Source organism: Rhodospirillales bacterium (genome assembly GCA_016872535.1).
GTDB lineage: Bacteria > Pseudomonadota > Alphaproteobacteria > Rhodospirillales > 2-12-FULL-67-15 > 2-12-FULL-67-15.
This window is the reverse complement of the sequence record VGZQ01000024.1, coordinates 1-17,865: the sequence shown is the minus strand read 5'-3', so window position 1 is coordinate 17,865 and position 17,865 is coordinate 1. Positions and strand designations below refer to the sequence as shown.

The following is a 17,865-nucleotide window of genomic DNA, read 5'->3' as shown; positions in this document are numbered from 1 at the left end:
GTGACCGCCCCGCCGTCCACCCTGGTGATCTGCTGCGGCGCCGTGGCGCGGGAAATCCTCGGCCTCGTGCGTGAGCGCGCCTGGGAGCACATCGAGGTTACCTGCCTTCCGGCCAATTTTCACAATACCCCCGAGAATCTGCCGGAGGGCATCCGCGCCAAGATCCGCGCCAATCGCAAGTCCTACACCAACATCCTCGTACTCTACAGCGATTGCGGCAGCGGCGGCCGCATCCAGGCCGTGCTCGACGAGGAAGGCGTGCAGGGAATCGGCGGGGCGCACTGTTACGAGGTGTTTTCGGGCTCCGAAAACTTCCGCCGTATGATGGCCGAGGAGCCGGGAAGCTTCTTCCTGACCGACTTTCTCGCCCGCCATTTCGAGAAGCTGGTGTTCCGCGGCCTCGGCCTCGACCGTTTCCCTCAACTGCGCAAGAAATACTTCGGCAAGTACAAGAAGGTCGTCTACCTGGCGCAGAGCGAGGACCCGGAACTGCGCAAATTGGCCGAATCGGCGGCAGTCAGCGTCGGCCTCGCGTTCGAAATGCGCCAGACCGGTTACGGCGATTTCGAGCGATTCCTGGCGACCCATTGATCGGCGCGCCGATGCCCACCCTCTCCCACCGCGAGCGCGTGCTGGCTGCCCTGGCACACCGCGAAACGGACAGAGTGCCGATCGATTTTGGCGGAACCTACACAACGACCATCTACGATTCCGCTTACGATCGGCTGAAACGAAACCTCGGCCTCGAGCATCCGACCGTCGTCTATTCCAAGACCCGCCGGCTCGCGATTCCCCACCAATCGGTTCTCGACCGGTTCGAAGTCGACACGCGGTTTCTCGGCCTCGGCCCCTACGAAGGGGATCAGCGCGAAATCGACGCCGACACGTACCTCGACGAATGGGGAACGACCTGGCGCAAGGCCCAGGACGGGCACTACCTTTACGTCGACGGTCCCTTCTTCAATCTGAAAAAGCCCTCGCTCGATCTGCTGGAGGATCGACATTGGCCCGACCCCGACAACCCCGGGTATTACCGCGACCTGGGCGAGCGGGCACGGGCCGCGCGTGCCACCGGCCGCGCCGTGATTCTCAACCTCCCCATCGGCGTCGTCCACCAAGGCCAGTTTCTCCGCGGTTTCGGCGATTGGCTGAAAGACCTCTATAAAAACCGCGCGTTCTCCGAACGGACCATGGACATGGTCGCCGATCGCTGGATCGCGGTGGCGACCAAGGCGCTCGATCTCTGCGCCGGCAACGTCGATATCGTCTTTTTCGGCGACGATCTCGCCTCCCAATTGGCGCCCCTGTTCGATCCCGAGATGTATCGGGCCCTCGTCAAGCCGCGCCATCGGCGCATGATCGCCGCGGTCAAGGCCAAGGCCGACGTCAAATTGCTCTACCACAGCTGCGGCGCGGTTTCGCGTCTGATCGACGATCTTGCCGATATCGGGGTCGACGCCATTAATCCGGTCCAAGTCACCGCGGCGGACATGAATCCTGAAGGCTTGAAGAGCCGTTTCGGGAACCGTGTCGCCTTTTGGGGTGGAATCAACACGCAAGAAACACTTCCCTTCGGCACGCCCGATCAGGTTCGCGCCGAGGTCCGCCGCGTGATCGATATTCTGGGCGCGGACGGCGGATACGTCCTCAACAGCGTCCACAACATTCAGGACGACGTTCCGACCGAAAACATCCTCGCCATGTTCGACGAGGCCCGCGCCTACCGGCGAACGCCCGGCGCCTGAGAATCACCGGTTGCGGTAATATTCCTCGACCGCGTCGCGCACGGCGACGATATTGGCCAACTTGGCGCCCACCGGCACCGCGCATTCGGGCGCGATGATCTCGATTCCGGCGTCGAGCGCGTAGAATACCTCCCGGCGCACGTCTTCGGGCCCGCCCTCGAGCAGAGTGCGGATGTTGTTGACGTTGCCGATCAGGACCATGCGCGCCTTGGCGCGCATGTCGCGCGCGTCGTTGGCGGAATCGAAATGAAAGGCCGCCATTCCGCCGTCGTTGAAGTAGCCGATGCGGTCGCTGGTCTTGCCGCAGCAATGGAAGATCAGGGGAACCGGCAGCTCGCGCACCAGCTGCCGGTGCAGATCGAGCAGAAAGCGCGGGTAGGCGTCGGGCCGGATCAGGTTGGCGGTGATGTGATCGCCGAGCGTCAGCGCGTCGGCGCCCGCCTCGATCTGCGCCCGCCCGAACAGGACGGTCGCCGCCTTGAGACGCGCCAGCATGGCGTCCACCGCCCGGGGGTCGCGGGCGGTCGCCAGCAGAAACGGCTGCACTCCGAACATGTGGTAGGCGAGGCTCCAGGGTCCGTAGACCTTGCCGATGATGCCGACCCGGTCGCCGACCTCGGCGCGCAGAATCCGAATCGCCTCGACGACCGTGCGGATCGCCGGCCGGTCGAGAAAATCTTCGGGGATCACGACGTCATCGGGACGCTTCCAGATCGACGAGCGCACCACCGGGAGATTGTCCCGGTCGCGCCAGTCGACCGGCGCGCCGAGCGCCTCGGCCTCGTGCGTGCCGCCGCCAAAAACCGGAAAGACCACGTCGTAGCCGCAAACGGTATGCCCGGCGAGCGCCAGCCTCGCCATCAGGATCGGATCGCGATGTGCCTCGGGAAAGAAGGCTCCGGTCCGCTGCTGCAGCTCAAGAGTGACGATCGACGTCGGGCTGGCGACCGGGGCGCGGCCGGAACCCGGCCCGGCCCCCGACAAGGCGGCGAGAAATCTTTGGCGCGGCGTCTGCGGTTCAACGCCGGTGGCCATGCCATCGCCTGCCTTCGCCGCGGCCCGCGCGGCCGCCGGTCTATTCCGCCGTCCTCATTCCGCGGGTTGCGGCGCGGCGCCCATCGGCGTGCGCGACGTGCGGCGGAGGTCCTTCTTCAGGTACGTCTCGTCGTAGCCGTTGAACAGGTGACCGAGCAGGCCACGATCGAGATCGGAGGTGCCGAACAGCCAATCGGCGATCGGGAAGGTTAGGTTCATGTTGCGCTCCATCATGATGTTCTGGGCGTGATGGGCGCGGTGGTGGCGCCGGATGGTGTTGATGAACGGGCAATGGCGGACGAAGGCGTTGTCCTCGATGTGGCAGCAGAAATGGAAGCACTCGTAGACCAAGTACATGCCGGTGGTGGTGCACATCAAAAGCCAGCCGACGTTGGGCGTGATCAGCCAGCCGAGCGCGAGGCCGCCCGGAATCGACATCAGGATGAAGATCACCAGCGCGTAGGGCGGGAAAAAGGTCACCCGCCAGTCGCGCTCGCCCTCGAATGTCATCACCTGATCGGTGAAGAACTGGTGGTGCATCAGGGTGTGGCGCGTGTAGATGGCGCGCAACGCTTTGTTGGTCTGCGGCCGGTGCATGACATACGTGTGCAGGAACCACTCGAAGATATTGCAGATCACGCCGATCACCGGGATCGTCAGCCACTCCCACCACTGCACGTCGCGGATGTGGGGGATGTAATAGGCGAACGCGCCGAAGCCGATGGCGTAGATGACGGCGACGTGGATGTAGCCGTTGTACCAAGTGGCGATGCGCGAGCGATAGATGTCGCGGTACTTGCGCTGACGTTCCGGCATCACGCTGTCGAGTTTCAGGGCGGTGGCGGTCATGGCGTCGATCTCCTGGCCTACGCGCTTATTCGGCGGCGGCGCTTTTCTTTCCGTCGAGTTGATAAGCGAAGATGGATTGGTATCCGCCGGCCCAATCGGGCGGGATCAGGCATGGATCGGGGTCGACATGCGCCCAGCGTGCGCGCTTGCCGCGCACAATCGCCTGGTCGTATTTCGAATAGAGCGGATTTTCCGTGTAGGGCATCGCGTCGGCCGAGGAATAGACGTTGAGCAACAGCGGGCGTTCCAGCTCCGAGTTGTTCGCGGCCGAACCGTGCAGCGTGCGGCAGTTGTGGATGGTGATCGACCCGGCCGGGCCGTCGAGCCACACCGCCTTGGAAAAATCGATCGCCGCCAAATCCGCGTCCGATAGGCACCCGGTCCAGTTATCGTCCTTGTCGTACTGGTCGTAGATTTTCCACCTGTGACTGCCGGGCAGCACGCCGACCGGGCCCTGCTCGCGGCCGCAGTCGTAGAGATAAGTGCCGACCGTGAGCGGGCTGTAGTTGGTGTGCGGCCAGAACGAGATGTCCTGGTGCCACTTGACCTCGGCGCCGCCCTTGGACGATTTGAAGTTGAGCTTGGAGTGGTGAAACTTGACGTCGGGGCCGACCAGGTCCGCGATGATGTCGGGAACGAGGGAGCGGGACGCGTATTCCCAATAGACCGGATGATGGTCGTTGGGACTGGAAAGGCGACGGAGTCGCGGCTTGGAGGGTGAATGGTCGACGTCCAAATCCCAGACCTTGTCGGACTTGGCGACCGAGCGGGACTGCTCGACCATTTCGTCGGTGGTGCGCCTGAGGCGCTCGATCCAGTCTGCGGGAATGATCCTTTCGAGCAGCAGGTAGCCTTCGGCGAAATAGAATTCGCGTTGCTTCTGGCTCAACACCTTGGGCGGAAGCGCGAGAACTTGCTCGGGCGTCATGGATCCCCTCCCGTTACCGGACTTGCCGCGTAATATATCACTCGAACATCAGAAACGGAACCAGGTTTTCGGCGCGGGTATCTACCTGAAAGACAGGACTTTTTGCGGAAGCCACAGCACCGTCTCGGGAAAGGCCATGGTGATCGCGATGGTCAAGACCTGAAGCAGGATGAACGGCACCACGCCCCGGTACATGTGGTGGATGGTGATCTCGGGCGGGCTGATGCCGCGCAGATAGAAGATCGCCGGCGCCATGGGCGGCGTGATGTAGCTGGTCTGGATCATGACCAGGAACAGCACGCACACCCAGATCGGATTGAACCCGGCCGATTTCAGCAACGGCATGAATATGGGGATCAGGATCAGCAGGATCGATATCCATTCCAGCACGAACCCGGCGATGAAGGCGAGGAAGAGGAACATGGCGAGCAGCGTCCACGGCCCCAACTGGGCGTAGGCGACGAACTGCTCGGCCATGCGGATGCCGCCCGAGGCCAGGAACACTCCGGCAAACATGCTGCCGGCGAGCAGAATCGCCATGATCATGCAGGTGATGCGCAGCGTCTTCATCACCGCCTCGTGCAGCACCTTCCACGTGAACCGGCCGTAACCGAGCGCCATCACCAGCGCGCCGAGCGCGCCCAAGCCCGCCGCCTCGGTCGGCGCCGCCCACCCGAGAATGAGGGATCCCAGCACGGCGAAAATTAAAATGAACGGCGGCACCAGCGCGAACGCCGTGACGCGCAGTTTTTCGGCGAGCGGAGGATCGTTTTCATCCGGCGGCAGGCGCCGGCCCGCTTCCGGCTTGATGGTGCAATAAACGAGAATATAGAGCACGTAGAACCCGGCCATGATCAGGCCGGGAAACAGCATGCCGTACATCAGATCGCCGACCGACACTTCGGCGACCGGGCCGAGCACCACCACCACCACCGAGGGTGGAATGATGGTGCCGAGCGAGCCGCCGGCGCAGATGGTGCCCGAGATCAGGGCCTTGTCGTAGGCGTACTTGAGCATTACCGGAATCGCGAGCAGGCCGACCACCGTCTCGGTCGCGCCGATCACCCCGGTCGAGGCCGCGAACACCACGCACATCAAAACGGTGCCGACCGCAAGCCCGCCGGGCAGCCGCCGGGTCCAGAGGTGTATAGCCTCGAACAGCCGCTCGGCGATGCCGGCACGTTCGAGCATCGAACCCATGAACACGAACAGCGGCACCGCCGCCAGCACGTAATTGGAGGCGATCGCGTCGACCTTCTGCACCAGCTGGTAGACGATGGACGGGCCGAACGCGACGTAACCGAAGATCAACGCCAAGCCCATCATCGTGATCGCGACGTGGATGCCGAGAAAGAGGACGGCGAGCAGCGCTGGGAACATCAGCGCCGGGATCAGGTAGTCCATCAGCCAGCGCTCCACTCGGGATCGCGGCCGGCGAGGAACCGCACGACCCGGATCGTTTCGGCGATGCCCTGCAGCAGCAGCAGCGCGAACCCGGCGAAGAAGGTCATGCGGAACGGCCAGATCACCGGGTTCCAGGCCGACTGGCCGGATTTCTCCATGGTCAAAACGGCTTTGTAGGCGTAAGTCCAGAGCGCGTCCGACAGCAGCCACGCCGCCGGCAGCAGCAGCAGGAGGTAGCCGAGCAGCGTGACGACCGCTTGCGTTTTGCGCGAAAACAGGTGGCCGTAGAGCGCGTCGACGCGGATGTGCCCTTTTTCGCGCAGCGTATAGGCGATGCCGAACAGGAAGTTGGCGCCCATGGCCATGTAGCCGACCTCGAACGCCCAGATGGTCGGGGCTTGGAGCACGTAACGGGAAAACACCTCGTAGGCGGTGGCGAAGATTATCGGCACGATCAACCAGCCGGCGATCACGCCCGCGCCGCCGGTGATCCGGTCGATCCAACGCAGCAGCGTCTCCATCGAACCCCTTTAAAACCGGCGGCGCTCGCGAATATCGCGGGCGCCGCATTCTTCCGATCGACTGGGGGCGCGGATTCGCCCGCGCCCCCTATTCGCTGTCTCAATTACCCGACTTCACGTTGCGATAGCGGGCCGCGTCCTTCCACAACGCCTCGAACTCCATCTGGCTCTTGAGGACCTTGTCGAACCAGGGATTGTCCTTGGCTTGCTTTTGCGCCCAGGCAAGGGCCATTTTCTTGGTTTCGATCTGAACCTTATCGTCCAGCTCGATGACTTCGTTGCCCGCCTTACGGTAGAACTCGAGCGCCTTGGCATCCTCGTGGCCGATGCGGGTCCAGGTTTCGAACGTCACCTGCTTGGCCGCCAGTTCGACCAGGGCTTTGTCGCGCGCGGAAAGCTTGCCCCACGCCGCCTTGTTGATGACCAGCTCGAACGGCGCGGTCGGCTGATGGACGCCGGGAATGATCACGTACTTGGCGACCTTGTGGAAGCCGGTCGGGATGTTTTCCCACAACGTGCCCCATTCGGTCGCGTCGATAGCGCCGCGCTCGAGCATCGGATACACCTCGCCGCCCGGGGTCGTCACCGGCGCCGCGCCGAGGTCCTTGGCGATTTCGAGCCATGCGCCGGCGGTGCGGAGCTTCACGCCCTTGAGGTCGTCGAGGGTCCGTATCGCCTTGCGCGAATGGAGAAACGCCTCGGCCGTGCGGATGAACATCGGGAACGAAATCACGTCGAATTTTTCCTCGCGGAACTGGCGCCACAGGCCGGCGCCGCCGGCCTCATAGAGCCAGTGCAGCATGCGCTCGGAATCCATGCTGCCGGCGAAACCGCCGAACAATACGGTGGTCTTGTCGCGGCCCCAATCGTAGCCCATCCACAGGTGACCGGCTTCGGCGACGCCGTTGGCGACGGTGTTGGTCACCTCGAGCGCCTTGCCGAGCGTGCCGCCGGTGAAGACCTGGATATCGATGCGCCCGTCGCTCAGGAACTTGATCCGCTCGGCGTAGGCCTTGGCGCCGATATCCATCAGCGGGCCGCCGTCCCAGGATGTCGCCATTTTCCACTTGTGCTGCTGGGCCGAGGCCGGATCGGCCCCCGCGAGCAGCGCCGCCGCCGCGGCCATCGCGATCAAACCATTTCGAATTAGGCTCATGTCGTCCTCCCTTTCGGTGGTTATCGGTTGAGTCGTCGTGTCACGTCGTTACCGCTGATCGGCTTCCAGCGCCCGCAGCGCGGCATCCACGTCGGCACTGGTCATTTCCCATTCATTGTCGAAGTTGGCGACCACGCGGGTCATGAATTTCTCGTAGCTCGCCAGCGCCTTGGCCGGATCGCCGTAATGATCGGCGAGAATGGCGAGGGCGAGTTGGGCAGGTGCGGCACCTTCGTAGCTCCATTCGAAACCCTTGTCCGAAATGCGGCGAACGCCGTAAGCCGGATCGAGCGGGCGGCCGTCGACCAGGACCTGGAGCCCGTCGATCGTCCGGTCGCCGGTATAGCGCTTCATACGGTCTGGTTTCCTCCCACGCCTGTCCCGAGCTTGCGGCCGGTTTTCGAACCGACGCCGCGCGGTTGTCCCTGATATATTTTGTGTATACTACCACGGGTTCCGGGGTTGTGAAGTGTTTTGACGCCCGGAATTCCGCGCCACGCGCCATGCCCGGAGGGGAACCCGCCATGATCGCCGTCATCTTTGAAGTCTGGCCCGATCCGAAAAAGGGCCGGAAATATTTCGACCTTGCCGCCGCGCTCCGCAAGGATGTGGAACAGGCCGACGGATTCGTTTCCGTCGAGCGCTTCGAAAGCCTGACCGATAAGGGCAAGTATTTGTCGCTGTCCATCTGGCGCGACCGCGCCGCGGTCGAGAAGTGGTACCGCCACGCCAAGCACGGCGAGGCGCAAGCCGCCGGCCGCAAAGGCGTGTTCCGCGACTACCGCATCCGGGTCGCCGAGGTGTTTCGCGATTATGGCATGAAGGACGGACGCCCTTCCATTTGATCGGCGCCGGTCTGAATGGCCTTATCTTTCGCTTCGCGCTCGCGCATCCAGCGTGCCGCGAGTGCTGTCCTCGATGTAATCGAGCAGCCGGTCGGAAGCCCGCGCCGATTCCTCCGCGTCGCCGGAGGCGACCGCCCGCGCAACCTCGGCGTGCAGCTTGGCCGCCAGCGGTAAGTCGGCGAATTCCTTGTAGTGCAGATACCAGAAGCGGCGCGAGAGCCCGTGCATCAGGCCCATCGACTTGCTCGCGAATTCGTTGCGCGCGGCGTGCGCCATCAGCAGATTAAAGCGCCGGTCGAGACGCATGAATTCGAGATCGTCGTTGGCGTCCGCCGCCTTGTCCATGCCTTCGGCGATGGCGCGGAATTCGTCCCGTTCCTCGGTCGTCGACCGGCCGGCGGCGGCGCGCGCCATCAGGCGCTCGATTTCGCGGCGCACCTCGATCAAGCGAAGCTGCGTCTTGACGTTGATTTCGGATACCAGCACGCCGCGCCGGGGGAGAATCAGCACCAGGCCCTCGCGCGCGAGCCGTTGCAGCGCCTCGCGGATCGGGGTGCGGCCGATCTTGAGTTTCTTGGCGAGCGCCGCTTCCGACAGTACCTCGCCCGGGGCGAGACGCAGCGTAACGATCAACTCCTCCAGTTGCCGGTAGGCTTTGTCGGAGAGCGAGGTCGGCTTCGTGCTCTCGATCGCGTCGGCCAACCTCACGGGTGATTCTTTCGCGCCCATGCCCGGTTCACAACTGCCGCCGGCGGCGGACCAGCTTGGCGAATTTCTCGTATTCCTTCGGATCGACGGAATAGCTGTGCTCGTCGTCGGGGAATTTGCCTCTCTTGACCTCGTCGATGTACTTTTTCAGGCCGGTCACCGCCACCTCGGTCAGGTTGGCGTAGCGCTTGGTGAACTTCGGCTTGAAATCGGTGAACACGCCGAGCAGGTCGTAGCTGAGCAAAATCTGCCCGTCGCAGCCGTTGCCGGCGCCGATGCCGATGGTCGGAATCTCGAGCTGCTCGGAAATCAGCCTGGCGATCGGCGCGGGCACCGCCTCGAATTCGAGCATAAAGCAGCCCGCGTCCTGGATGGCGAAGGCATCCTCGAGAATCTTCATCGCCCCTTCCGCCGTGCGCCCTTGAATCTTGAAGCCGCCGAACATAGCGATGGTATGCGGCGTAAGCCCGATGTGGGACGCGGTCGGAATCCCGGCATCAACCAGCGCTTTCAGGATGTGCGCTTGGCTCTTGCCGCCCTGCGGCTTGACCGCGTCGCAGGCCGCTTCCTGCATGAAGCGGGTGGCGTTGGCGAGCGCGCGCTCGACCGTGTGGTAGCTCTGATACGGCATGCAGCCGAGCGAAAAGGTGTTGGGCGCGCCGCGCCGCACGGCTTGGGCGTGCATCACCATCATGTCCATGGTCGCAGGGATGGTGCTGGGATGGCCGTGCGCGATCATCGCCAGGCTGTCGCCGACCACGCAGACGTCGACCCCGGCGGCCTCGGCCCAGCGCGCGGCGGTGTAGTCGGGCACCGAGGTGTAGACCATCTTCTCGCCGGTCTTCTTCGAATCCCGGATTTCGCCGATGGTGCGCTTCTTGCGCGGCATCGTCGGCGCGGACGGCGCCGGCATGGGCGCGCGCGCCGGTGTGCGTTTGCTCATGATCGCGTTTCCTCGCGGGAGCGGAAGGATTGAGAACCTTGACGAACCGGTGATATACTAGCGGTATCTTCAGCGTCGGCGCGCGCGCGGTCAAGGGGCCGTGCGCGCCCGCAACCGGGACGGAGAGCCCATCATGCCCCCGCACATCAAGATTCCCTTGTCGGTCGTGATCGTCCTGGTCGGGATCGCGGTGTGGTTTTACGAGCGGGGCGGCGAGCTGGCGCACACGGGCCTGATCGCCTTCGGGCTATCGCTGTTCATGGTTTTCGCCATCTGGCTGTTTCCGGAAGCCTCGGCGAAGAAAAAAGACGGCGGCTGACACGCCGACGAATCGCGCGCGGCCCGCTTATCTGTCGGGACCGTGCAGCGATTTGAACATTTTCCGGATATTCGCGCTCTTTTGCGATTCGTCGCTGGCGGCAAATGTTTGGGCAATGGCGGCAAGGGTTTCGCCGTCCAGCACCCGTTCCGCCACCGGCAAGATCTCGTCTTCTTCCCGCTTCATATGACGGGTTTCGTGCGCGATGCAATTTTGGATCGCCCGCCGCAGGCGTCCGGATCCGCCTTGGCTGCCGATCTCGGTCAACGCCCGGCGGGTGTCGTTCAGAAACGCGTATCCGGCGGCGTGCTCCTCGACCAATGCCGCCACCGCTGCCACTGCGCCGGAATCCCTCGCAGCCATTGCCGGAAATAACTGTTGTTCTTCCTTCGGGTGATGAACGCCGTAGGGAAAGACGTGAAGATAACGGAGCATCGCCGCGATCAATCCCGATTCTACGCCGCGCGCTAGAACCGCGTCGTCTTCGACGATATCCCTGAGCATATGCAAGACGCGGGCGATGGCGCGGTGCTCCTTGCGAAGGATGTCCAACGCCGCTGCCATGGTCGCCTGCTTTCGCCCGAAAGCGGCTGTGATAAAGATTGCATATTTAATGCGCCTTGATGAAAATCAACATATATACCACATATAAACAATGTGGATAAACCGCTTGCTTCGGCCTATGCCGGAAATTGCAATAAAACGAAAAGAGGACAGGAATTAGGGGCTGTGTTCAATACCCGGCATAACAGCGGCGGAGCCGATTTTGCCCGATCTGCCAGAAAAGACGGTACGGGCGATGCCGGAAGCGGGGAAAAAAGGAACAGGATATAGAAACCCGCTTCTCCGACTGGCTATTTCTCCTTTTGGCGGTGGGGAAAGAGCGACTCGAACAGCGCGAGGATGTTTTTGTCGATTTTCAAATCGGCAAACGTCTTCTTTACGGTCGTGTGGTTCTCGACGTCGAGTATCCTCTCCACCGCGGGAAGGATTTCTCTTTCTTCCCGCTCGATATGACGGCGTTTATGATCGACATAATCGCGTATGGCCGTCCTGAGCCTGGTAATCCCGCCCTGCGCGCCGCTGGCGAGCATGGCGTTTTCGATTTCCCGCAACAGCCGGTAGCCCTTGGCGTGATCGCCGATGAGTTCGGCGATGGTCGCGACCAGGGTGCCTCCGTCTTTCGCCGTCAACGCCGGGAACAATCCCTTTTCTTCCTTCGGATGATGGATCGCGTAGGGAAAAATCCACAGGTATTGGACTATCGAAGCGATCAGTCCCGACTGAATTCCCCGCGCAAGTACCGTTTCGTCTTCCGCGAGATCTTCGAGCATGTGCAATATCCTTAAGATATCGCGGTGCTCGTCGCGGACGATGTCCAATGCCGAAGCCATGCCGCGTTTCTCCCCGGTAAGGCCGAAACAGGGTAATGATTTCGATCCGACACCGTCTTGACATGAATCAAGTGGCGTGTTTTCGCGCGTTAATTGTGCGGTTAAACGGCGTCAGGTCGCCGCGAGATCGAACGGAACGCTGGCCAACTCGCCCACCTGCTTCAATTCCGCGATCACGCTCGCGTTCAGCGGAATGCCCTCGGCCATGCGCTTTCGTTCCAGTTGGGCGGCGCGCTCGCCCGGATAGCGGCCTTGTTCGCCGCTCGCCTTCTTGTAGGTCGCCATCCATCCGGCGACGTGGGCGTCGAACCCGGCGCGCTCCGTCACCAGCCCGGGATTGACGACGAACAGAAACGCGCCCACCCGCGAAGGCGCGCTACCCGGCTTGGCGCCGGCCGTCGCCGGCGGCTTGGCTCCGGAAAGGCTGCCGGCCAGGAATTCGACCATCATCGCGAGCCCGATGCCCTTGTGCCCGGCCATCGGCAGCATCGCGCCCCTGAGCGCGGCATCCGCGTCGGTGGTCGGGCGTCCTTCTTCGTCGATCGCCCAGCCTTCCGGGATCGGACGGCCTTCGCGCTTGGCGGCCAACACGTTGCCGCGCGCGACGCCGCTCGCCGCCATGTCGAACACCAAGGGCGGTCCGCCGGGAACGGGTGCCGCGAACGCGAGCGGATTGTTGCCGATGGCGGCACCCTTGGAGCCGGCGAGCGCCATGATCGGCGGAGTCGTCTGGGTGACGAACGCAGCCATGCCTTGCTCGGCCGCGCGGAGCGCGAACATGCCGAGCGCGGCGAGATGCCCGACTTCGTGCAGGACCATCGGTACGAACCCGGATTGGCCCGCGCGCGCGACCGCGCGGTCGATGGCGTCCATGCCCACGCTCTGGCCGAGGCCGCCGTCGGCGTGACAATGAATAACGCCGTGACGTTCCTCGTAGCGCACTTGGGGGCGGGGATTGAGTTCGCCCGAGCGCAGCTTTTGCGCGTAAACCAGCGCGCGCGAAACCCCGTGGGTATCGATGCCGCGGGCGTTGGTGCGGACCAGGACCTTGGCCGCCCCGAGGGAGGACGCGGGTTCGACGCCGAGGCCGGCGAAAGCGCGGCCGAGCCAATCGGCCAAGGCGGATGCGGAAAACAAGGGCATGGCGGACGGACTATCCCCGCGGCCGCGGGGCGCGTCAACCGAGATCGCGCGCGGCGCCACCCTGGCGATCCCGCCGTCGGTCGATATATAAAGTCCCGCCATGCCCGACATCGTCATCACCGAATTCATGGACCAGGCCGGCATCGACATGCTGGCGCGCGAGTTCGATACCCGTTACGACCCCGCCTTGATCGGCAATCGGGACGCGCTCGCCCCGCTGCTGGCCGACTGCCGCGCGTTGGTGGTGCGCAACCGCACGCCGGTCAACGAGTCCCTGCTCGCGCTCGGGCCCAAGCTCAAGGTGGTCGGCCGGCTCGGAGTCGGCCTCGACAACATCGACCTCAAGGCGTGCGCGGCCAGGAAAATCCCCGTCCTGCCCGCGACCGGCGCCAACGAAGTGTCGGTCGCCGAATTTACCATCGCCGCGATCCTGGTCATGCTGCGCGGCGGCGCCTTCCACGCCAACGACGAGATTCTCGCGGGCCTTTGGCCGCGCACGCGCATGGTGGGGCGCGAGGCGCAAGGGCGCGTCCTCGGTCTGCTCGGCTTCGGCGCCATCGCCCGCCAAGTCGCGCGCCGGGCCGCCGCCTTTGGCATGCGCCTGATGGCCGCCGATCCGTTCGTTGCCGCCGACGATCCCGCCTGGAAGCACTACGGGGTCGAGCGTGCCACGTTTCCCGATTTCCTTCCCCGCCTCGACGTGCTCAGCGTGCATACGCCGCTGACCCCGAAAACCCGCGGCATCATCGGCGCCGCCGCGCTCGCCCGCATGCCCAAGGGATCGTACCTGATCAATACCGCGCGCGGCGAAGTGGTGGTGGAAGCGGCGCTCGCCGACGCGCTCCGCTCCGGCCACCTCGGCGGCGCCACCATCGACGTCTTCGCCGAGGAACCGTTTCCTGCCGGCAGCCGCTACGTCGGCGTGCCCAATCTCATTCTCACCCCGCACATTTCGGGCGTGACCAACGAATCCAATCTGCGCATCAGCACGCTGGTTGCCGACAACGTCCGCCGCTTCCTTAAGGGCGAACCGTTGACCGTCGCCGACGCCGCCGCGGACGCGAAATAACTACGGCAACGCCTTGAGGTAGGGGATCGGCCGCCCCGGCGCGATCGCTTCCGCCGCCGCGACGATGGCGTTGGAATCGATGCCATAATGCCGGTAGAGGTCTGGGATCGCGCCCGATTGGCCGAAGTGTTCGACCCCGAGCGCGCGCACCCGATGCCCGCCGACCGAACCGAGCCAGGCGAGCGTCGCCGGATGGCCATCAAGCACCGTCACGATCCCGCAATGGGCGGGCAAGCCCTGGAGCAGCCGCTCGACATGAGCCCGGGCGCGAACCTCTCCGCGTTCGCGCGCGCGCATCGCCGCGGTCCAGCCCGCGTTCAACCGGTCGGCGGACGTGACCGCGAGCAGACCGACGTCGCGGCGCGAATCCGCCAATAGCCCGACCGCCTGGATCGCCTCGGGCGCGACCGCGCCGGTATAGGCGATGACCACCTGGCAGTTGGGGCCGGGCGGGCGCAGCCAATAGGCGCCATCGACGATCGCTTGGCGCAGCTCAGGACTCATCGCCCGCTTCGGCTGCTCGACCGGCCGGGTCGAGAGGCGCAAGTACACCGAGCCGCCGGTCGCATCGCGCAACCAATCGCGCTCCGGCCCCTCGCCCGCCCCGTCGCGCTGGATGTAATCGAACGCCCACGCCAGCACCACCGCGAGTTCGTCGACGAACGCCGGCTCGAACGCGGCGAGCCCGTCCTGGGCCATGCCGATCAGGGGCGTCGCGATCGACTGGTGCGCGCCGCCCTCGGGCGCGAGGGTGATGCCCGACGGCGTCGCCGCCAGGATGAAGCGGGCGTCCTGGTAGCACGCGTAATTGAGGGCGTCGAGCCCGCGCGCGATGAACGGATCGTAAAGCGTGCCGATCGGCAACAGCCGCGCGCCGTGCAGCGCGTGCGACAGGCCGAGGGCGGAAAGCACGATGAACAAGTTCATCTCGGCGATGCCGAGTTCGATATGCTGGCCCCGGGGCGAGAATTCCCAGGTGAAGGTGGAGGGAATCCGCTCGTTCTTGAAGGTGTCGGCCATCTCCTCGCGCGCGAACAGGCCGCGACGGTTGACCCAGGCACCCAAGTTGGTCGAGACCGTCACGTCGGGCGAGGTGGTAACGATGCGCTCGGCCAAAGGCGAGTCTTCCTTGGCGATTTCGTTGAGGATCGCGCCGAAGCCGCCCTGGGTGGACATCACCGGCTGGATCGCGACCGGCAATTCGGCCGGCACCGGCACCTTCGACGCCTGCGTCTTTTCGCGCGAACGCTTGGCGAACGGCACATCGTCGAGAAATGTCCGTATCCGTTCGATCGGCAGGGCAAGGCCCTCGAACTTGTCCCATTCACGCCCTGGGCCGATGCCCATCGCGGCGCGAAAGCCTTCCATCTGCTCCGGGGTCATCAGGCCGGCGTGGTTGTCCTTGTGCCCGGCGAACGGCAGCCCAAAGCCCTTGATGGTGTAACAGATAAAGCAGACGGGACGATGATGGTCGATGCGGCCGAAGGCGTCGAGCAGCGTCGGCAGGTCGTGGCCGGCAAGATTGGTCATCAGCCGCGCCAGTTCCTCGTCCGAGCGCTTGGCGACCAGCCGCGCGACGGCGTGCGTCTCGCCGAAATGGTCCCGGAGATGCTTGCGCCAGGCGGCGCCACCCCGAAACACCAGGCTCGAATAAAGCTGGTTCGGGCAGCGATCGATCCATTCGCGCAGGGCCTCGCCGCCTTCCTCGCGGAAGGCCGCCTGCAGCAACGAGCCGTACTTCAGGATCACCACGTCCCAGCCGAAGGCGCGGAACAGCGCTTCGTAGCGTTCCCACAAGCCTTCGCGGATCACCGCATCCAGGCTGTGCCGGTTGTAGTCGATTATCCACCAGCAGTCGCGCAGGCCGTGCTTCCAGCCTTCGAGCAGGGATTCAAAAATATTGCCTTCGTCGAGTTCGGCGTCGCCGACCAGGGCGATCATACGCCCCGGCGTTTCGTCCTTGACCCAGCCGTGGGCGCGGACGTAATCGCGCGCGAGCGAGGAAAAGAGCGTTTGCGCCACACCGAGGCCGACTGAGCCGGTCGAGAAATCGACGTCTCCTGAGTCCTTGGTGCGCGAGGGATAGCTTTGCGCGCCCCTATAGGCGCGGAAGCCTTCGAGCTTCTCCCGCGTCTGCCGGCCGAGCAGGTATTGGATGGCGTGAAAGACCGGGCTCGCATGCGGCTTGACCGCAACCCGGTCTTCGGGGCGGAGCACGCCGAAATAAAGCGCGGTCATGATGGTGGCAAGCGACGCCGACGACGCCTGATGGCCGCCGACCTTGATCCCATCCGCGTCGGGACGGACGTGGTTGGCGCGATGGATGGTCCAAACCGCGAGCCAAAGCACCTTGCGCTCAAGCTCGCTCAAAATGGCCAGCCGGTCGTCGCGCATGGAAAAACCGTAATGCGGCGGTGGAAATGACGGCGTTACTTTAAACCCGATTTTCGTCCGGCGGAACCCGGCCGCCGTCCCGGCTTATCCCGAGCGACTTGCCCCTTGCGCCGCCCGGCGCGGCGCTATCGAATAGCCCCCTCGTTCGGCCAGCGGAGCATTTCCATGAGCACCCCCGTCGTCATCACCGTCGCCATCACCGGCTCGGTACCGCGCAAGAAGGACAATCCGACGCTGCCGGTGACGCCGGCCGAGCAGATCGAGTCGACTCACGCCGCGTTCGAGGCCGGCGCCTCCCTCGTCCACATCCACGCCCGCAACCCGGACGAGACGCCGTCCTCCAAGCCCGAGCTGTTCGCCGCCGTGCAGGAAGGCGTACGCAAGCATTGCCCCGGCATGATCATCCAGTTTTCGACCGGCGGGCGCGGGCGCAACCAGTCGGAGCGCGGCGCTATGCTGTATCTCAAGCCGGACATGGCCTCGCTCGCGACCGGGTCGGTCAACTTTCCGACCGCGATCTACGAAAACCCGCCCGACTTCGTCGAAGGGCTCGCCAAGACTATGCTCGATGCCGATATCAAGCCGGAAATCGAAATCTTCGATCTCGCCATGCTCTACAACGCCGCCAACCTCGTCAAGAAGGGCCTGCTCAAGGCGCCGGCGCACGTCCAGTTCGTCATGGGCATTCCCAACGCGCTGCCGGCCCGGCGCAGCATCCTCGAATTCATGATCAAGGAGTTGGAAGACGTGATGCCGGGTGCGACCTGGACCGCCGCCGGTATCGCCCGCCACCAGGCCGAGGTCAGCGACTGGGCGATCGAGCTCGGCGGGCATACCCGCACCGGGCTCGAAGACAACGTCAAGGCCGACAAGACGCGATTGGCCGACGGCAACGTCGAGTTGGTGCGCATGGCGGTCGAACGCTGCGCTCGTCGCGGCCGCCGTCCGGCGACGCCTTCGGAAGCGCGCCGCATCCTCGGGCTCCGACCGAACTGATTTTTCAGCGTTTGTCGATCGGCACGTAGGGGCGCAAGTCCGGCCCGATGTAGTGTAAAAGCGGCCGGATCAGGATGTTGTTGGCGATCTGCTCCAGCACTTGCATGGTCCAGCCGGGCACACGCCCGACCGCGAAAATCGGCACGAACAAATCTTTCGGGATGCCGTGCAGGTGATAGATGACGCCCGAGTAGAAATCGACGTTCACATTGACCCCATGGCGGGCGTAGGGTTTCATCGCCTCCACCACGCCTTCCAGGATCTGATACCACTTCGGCTGGCCCATCGCCTGTGACAGGCGCTTGACTCCTTCGCGCATATGGCGCGCGCGCGGGTCCTCGGTGCGATAGACCCGATGGCCGAAGCCGGTGATCGCTTCCTTGGCGGCCCGTTTCGCTTTCACGTAAGCCGCGACG

20 protein-coding genes are annotated in these 17,865 nt (G+C 64.2%); 6 read left to right on the top strand and 14 right to left on the bottom strand.

Translation table 11 applies throughout. The features are described 5' to 3' along the window. Window positions 1-591 (top strand): DUF1638 domain-containing protein, encoded by a 591-nt coding sequence (locus FJ311_06605; GenBank protein MBM3951108.1) that lies wholly within the window; start codon window positions 1-3, stop codon window positions 589-591. Between the two features lie 11 nt (window positions 592-602). After that, a complete protein-coding gene (locus FJ311_06600) occupies window positions 603-1,745 on the top strand; it encodes a hypothetical protein (protein ID MBM3951107.1) in 1,143 nt (380 codons plus the stop codon). Window positions 1,746-1,748: 3 nt separating this feature from the next. On the opposite strand, the gene FJ311_06595 is transcribed toward FJ311_06600, so the two are convergent. The 7 genes from FJ311_06595 to FJ311_06565 form a co-directional block, all read right to left on the bottom strand. Continuing rightward, a complete protein-coding gene (locus tag FJ311_06595; GenBank protein ID MBM3951106.1) occupies window positions 1,749-2,780 on the bottom strand; it encodes an MtaA/CmuA family methyltransferase in 1,032 nt (343 codons plus the stop codon). A gap of 54 nt (window positions 2,781-2,834) precedes the next feature. Beyond that, complete coding sequence (locus FJ311_06590; protein MBM3951105.1) at window positions 2,835-3,629, bottom strand: sterol desaturase family protein; 795 nt, start codon at window positions 3,627-3,629, stop codon at window positions 2,835-2,837. A 25-nt stretch (window positions 3,630-3,654) separates the two neighbouring features. Beyond that, window positions 3,655-4,557: a phytanoyl-CoA dioxygenase family protein gene (locus FJ311_06585; protein ID MBM3951104.1), complete on the bottom strand. Its 903-nt coding sequence runs from the start codon at window positions 4,555-4,557 to the stop codon at window positions 3,655-3,657. An 81-nt stretch (window positions 4,558-4,638) separates the two neighbouring features. After that, entirely contained in the window at window positions 4,639-5,964 is a 1,326-nt protein-coding gene (locus FJ311_06580; protein MBM3951103.1) for a TRAP transporter large permease subunit, read from the bottom strand. After that, a complete protein-coding gene (locus FJ311_06575) occupies window positions 5,961-6,482 on the bottom strand; it encodes a TRAP transporter small permease subunit (GenBank protein MBM3951102.1) in 522 nt (173 codons plus the stop codon). Before FJ311_06575 ends, FJ311_06580 begins: the two co-directional genes overlap by 4 nt. 100 nt (window positions 6,483-6,582) lie before the next feature. Then, window positions 6,583-7,638 carry a C4-dicarboxylate ABC transporter substrate-binding protein gene (locus tag FJ311_06570; GenBank protein ID MBM3951101.1) on the bottom strand — a complete coding sequence of 352 codons (1,056 nt, stop codon included), beginning with the start codon at window positions 7,636-7,638 and terminating at the stop codon, window positions 6,583-6,585. Between the two features lie 48 nt (window positions 7,639-7,686). Next, the gene (locus tag FJ311_06565; GenBank protein ID MBM3951100.1) at window positions 7,687-7,992 is read right to left on the bottom strand and encodes a hypothetical protein; all 306 of its coding nucleotides are present in this window, start codon (window positions 7,990-7,992) and stop codon (window positions 7,687-7,689) included. A gap of 170 nt (window positions 7,993-8,162) precedes the next feature. Between FJ311_06565 and FJ311_06560 the strand changes: the two genes are divergently transcribed. Next, entirely contained in the window at window positions 8,163-8,483 is a 321-nt protein-coding gene (locus FJ311_06560) for an antibiotic biosynthesis monooxygenase (protein MBM3951099.1), read from the top strand. 21 nt (window positions 8,484-8,504) lie between these two features. On the opposite strand, the gene FJ311_06555 is transcribed toward FJ311_06560, so the two are convergent. Continuing rightward, complete coding sequence (locus FJ311_06555) at window positions 8,505-9,212, bottom strand: GntR family transcriptional regulator (protein ID MBM3951098.1); 708 nt, start codon at window positions 9,210-9,212, stop codon at window positions 8,505-8,507. A gap of 7 nt (window positions 9,213-9,219) precedes the next feature. Further along, window positions 9,220-10,104 carry a 3-methyl-2-oxobutanoate hydroxymethyltransferase gene (gene panB / locus FJ311_06550; protein ID MBM3951097.1) on the bottom strand — a complete coding sequence of 295 codons (885 nt, stop codon included), beginning with the start codon at window positions 10,102-10,104 and terminating at the stop codon, window positions 9,220-9,222. Between the two features lie 163 nt (window positions 10,105-10,267). Here panB and FJ311_06545 point away from each other — a divergent pair, with 163 nt between their 5' ends. Next, entirely contained in the window at window positions 10,268-10,453 is a 186-nt protein-coding gene (locus FJ311_06545) for a hypothetical protein (protein MBM3951096.1), read from the top strand. Between the two features lie 27 nt (window positions 10,454-10,480). Here FJ311_06545 and FJ311_06540 read toward each other — a convergent pair whose 3' ends face one another. From FJ311_06540 to FJ311_06530, 3 genes are all read right to left on the bottom strand, one after another. After that, a complete protein-coding gene (locus tag FJ311_06540; GenBank protein ID MBM3951095.1) occupies window positions 10,481-11,017 on the bottom strand; it encodes a hypothetical protein in 537 nt (178 codons plus the stop codon). A 290-nt stretch (window positions 11,018-11,307) separates the two neighbouring features. Next, window positions 11,308-11,847 (bottom strand): hypothetical protein, encoded by a 540-nt coding sequence (locus FJ311_06535; protein ID MBM3951094.1) that lies wholly within the window; start codon window positions 11,845-11,847, stop codon window positions 11,308-11,310. Between the two features lie 111 nt (window positions 11,848-11,958). Continuing rightward, entirely contained in the window at window positions 11,959-12,990 is a 1,032-nt protein-coding gene (locus FJ311_06530) for an Ldh family oxidoreductase (GenBank protein MBM3951093.1), read from the bottom strand. Window positions 12,991-13,090: 100 nt separating this feature from the next. Between FJ311_06530 and FJ311_06525 the strand changes: the two genes are divergently transcribed. Then, window positions 13,091-14,059, top strand: coding sequence for a hydroxyacid dehydrogenase (locus tag FJ311_06525; protein ID MBM3951092.1), 969 nt, complete (start codon window positions 13,091-13,093; stop codon window positions 14,057-14,059). Here FJ311_06525 and FJ311_06520 read toward each other — a convergent pair whose 3' ends face one another. Continuing rightward, window positions 14,060-16,453 carry a transketolase gene (locus FJ311_06520; protein MBM3951091.1) on the bottom strand — a complete coding sequence of 798 codons (2,394 nt, stop codon included), beginning with the start codon at window positions 16,451-16,453 and terminating at the stop codon, window positions 14,060-14,062. Between the two features lie 165 nt (window positions 16,454-16,618). Between FJ311_06520 and FJ311_06515 the strand changes: the two genes are divergently transcribed. Beyond that, window positions 16,619-17,449 carry a 3-keto-5-aminohexanoate cleavage protein gene (locus FJ311_06515; GenBank protein ID MBM3951090.1) on the top strand — a complete coding sequence of 277 codons (831 nt, stop codon included), beginning with the start codon at window positions 16,619-16,621 and terminating at the stop codon, window positions 17,447-17,449. A 4-nt stretch (window positions 17,450-17,453) separates the two neighbouring features. Here the strand turns inward: FJ311_06515 and FJ311_06510 are convergent. Next, the coding region (locus tag FJ311_06510) for a citrate (Si)-synthase (protein ID MBM3951089.1) at window positions 17,454-17,865 on the bottom strand (412 nt) is incomplete at its 5' end.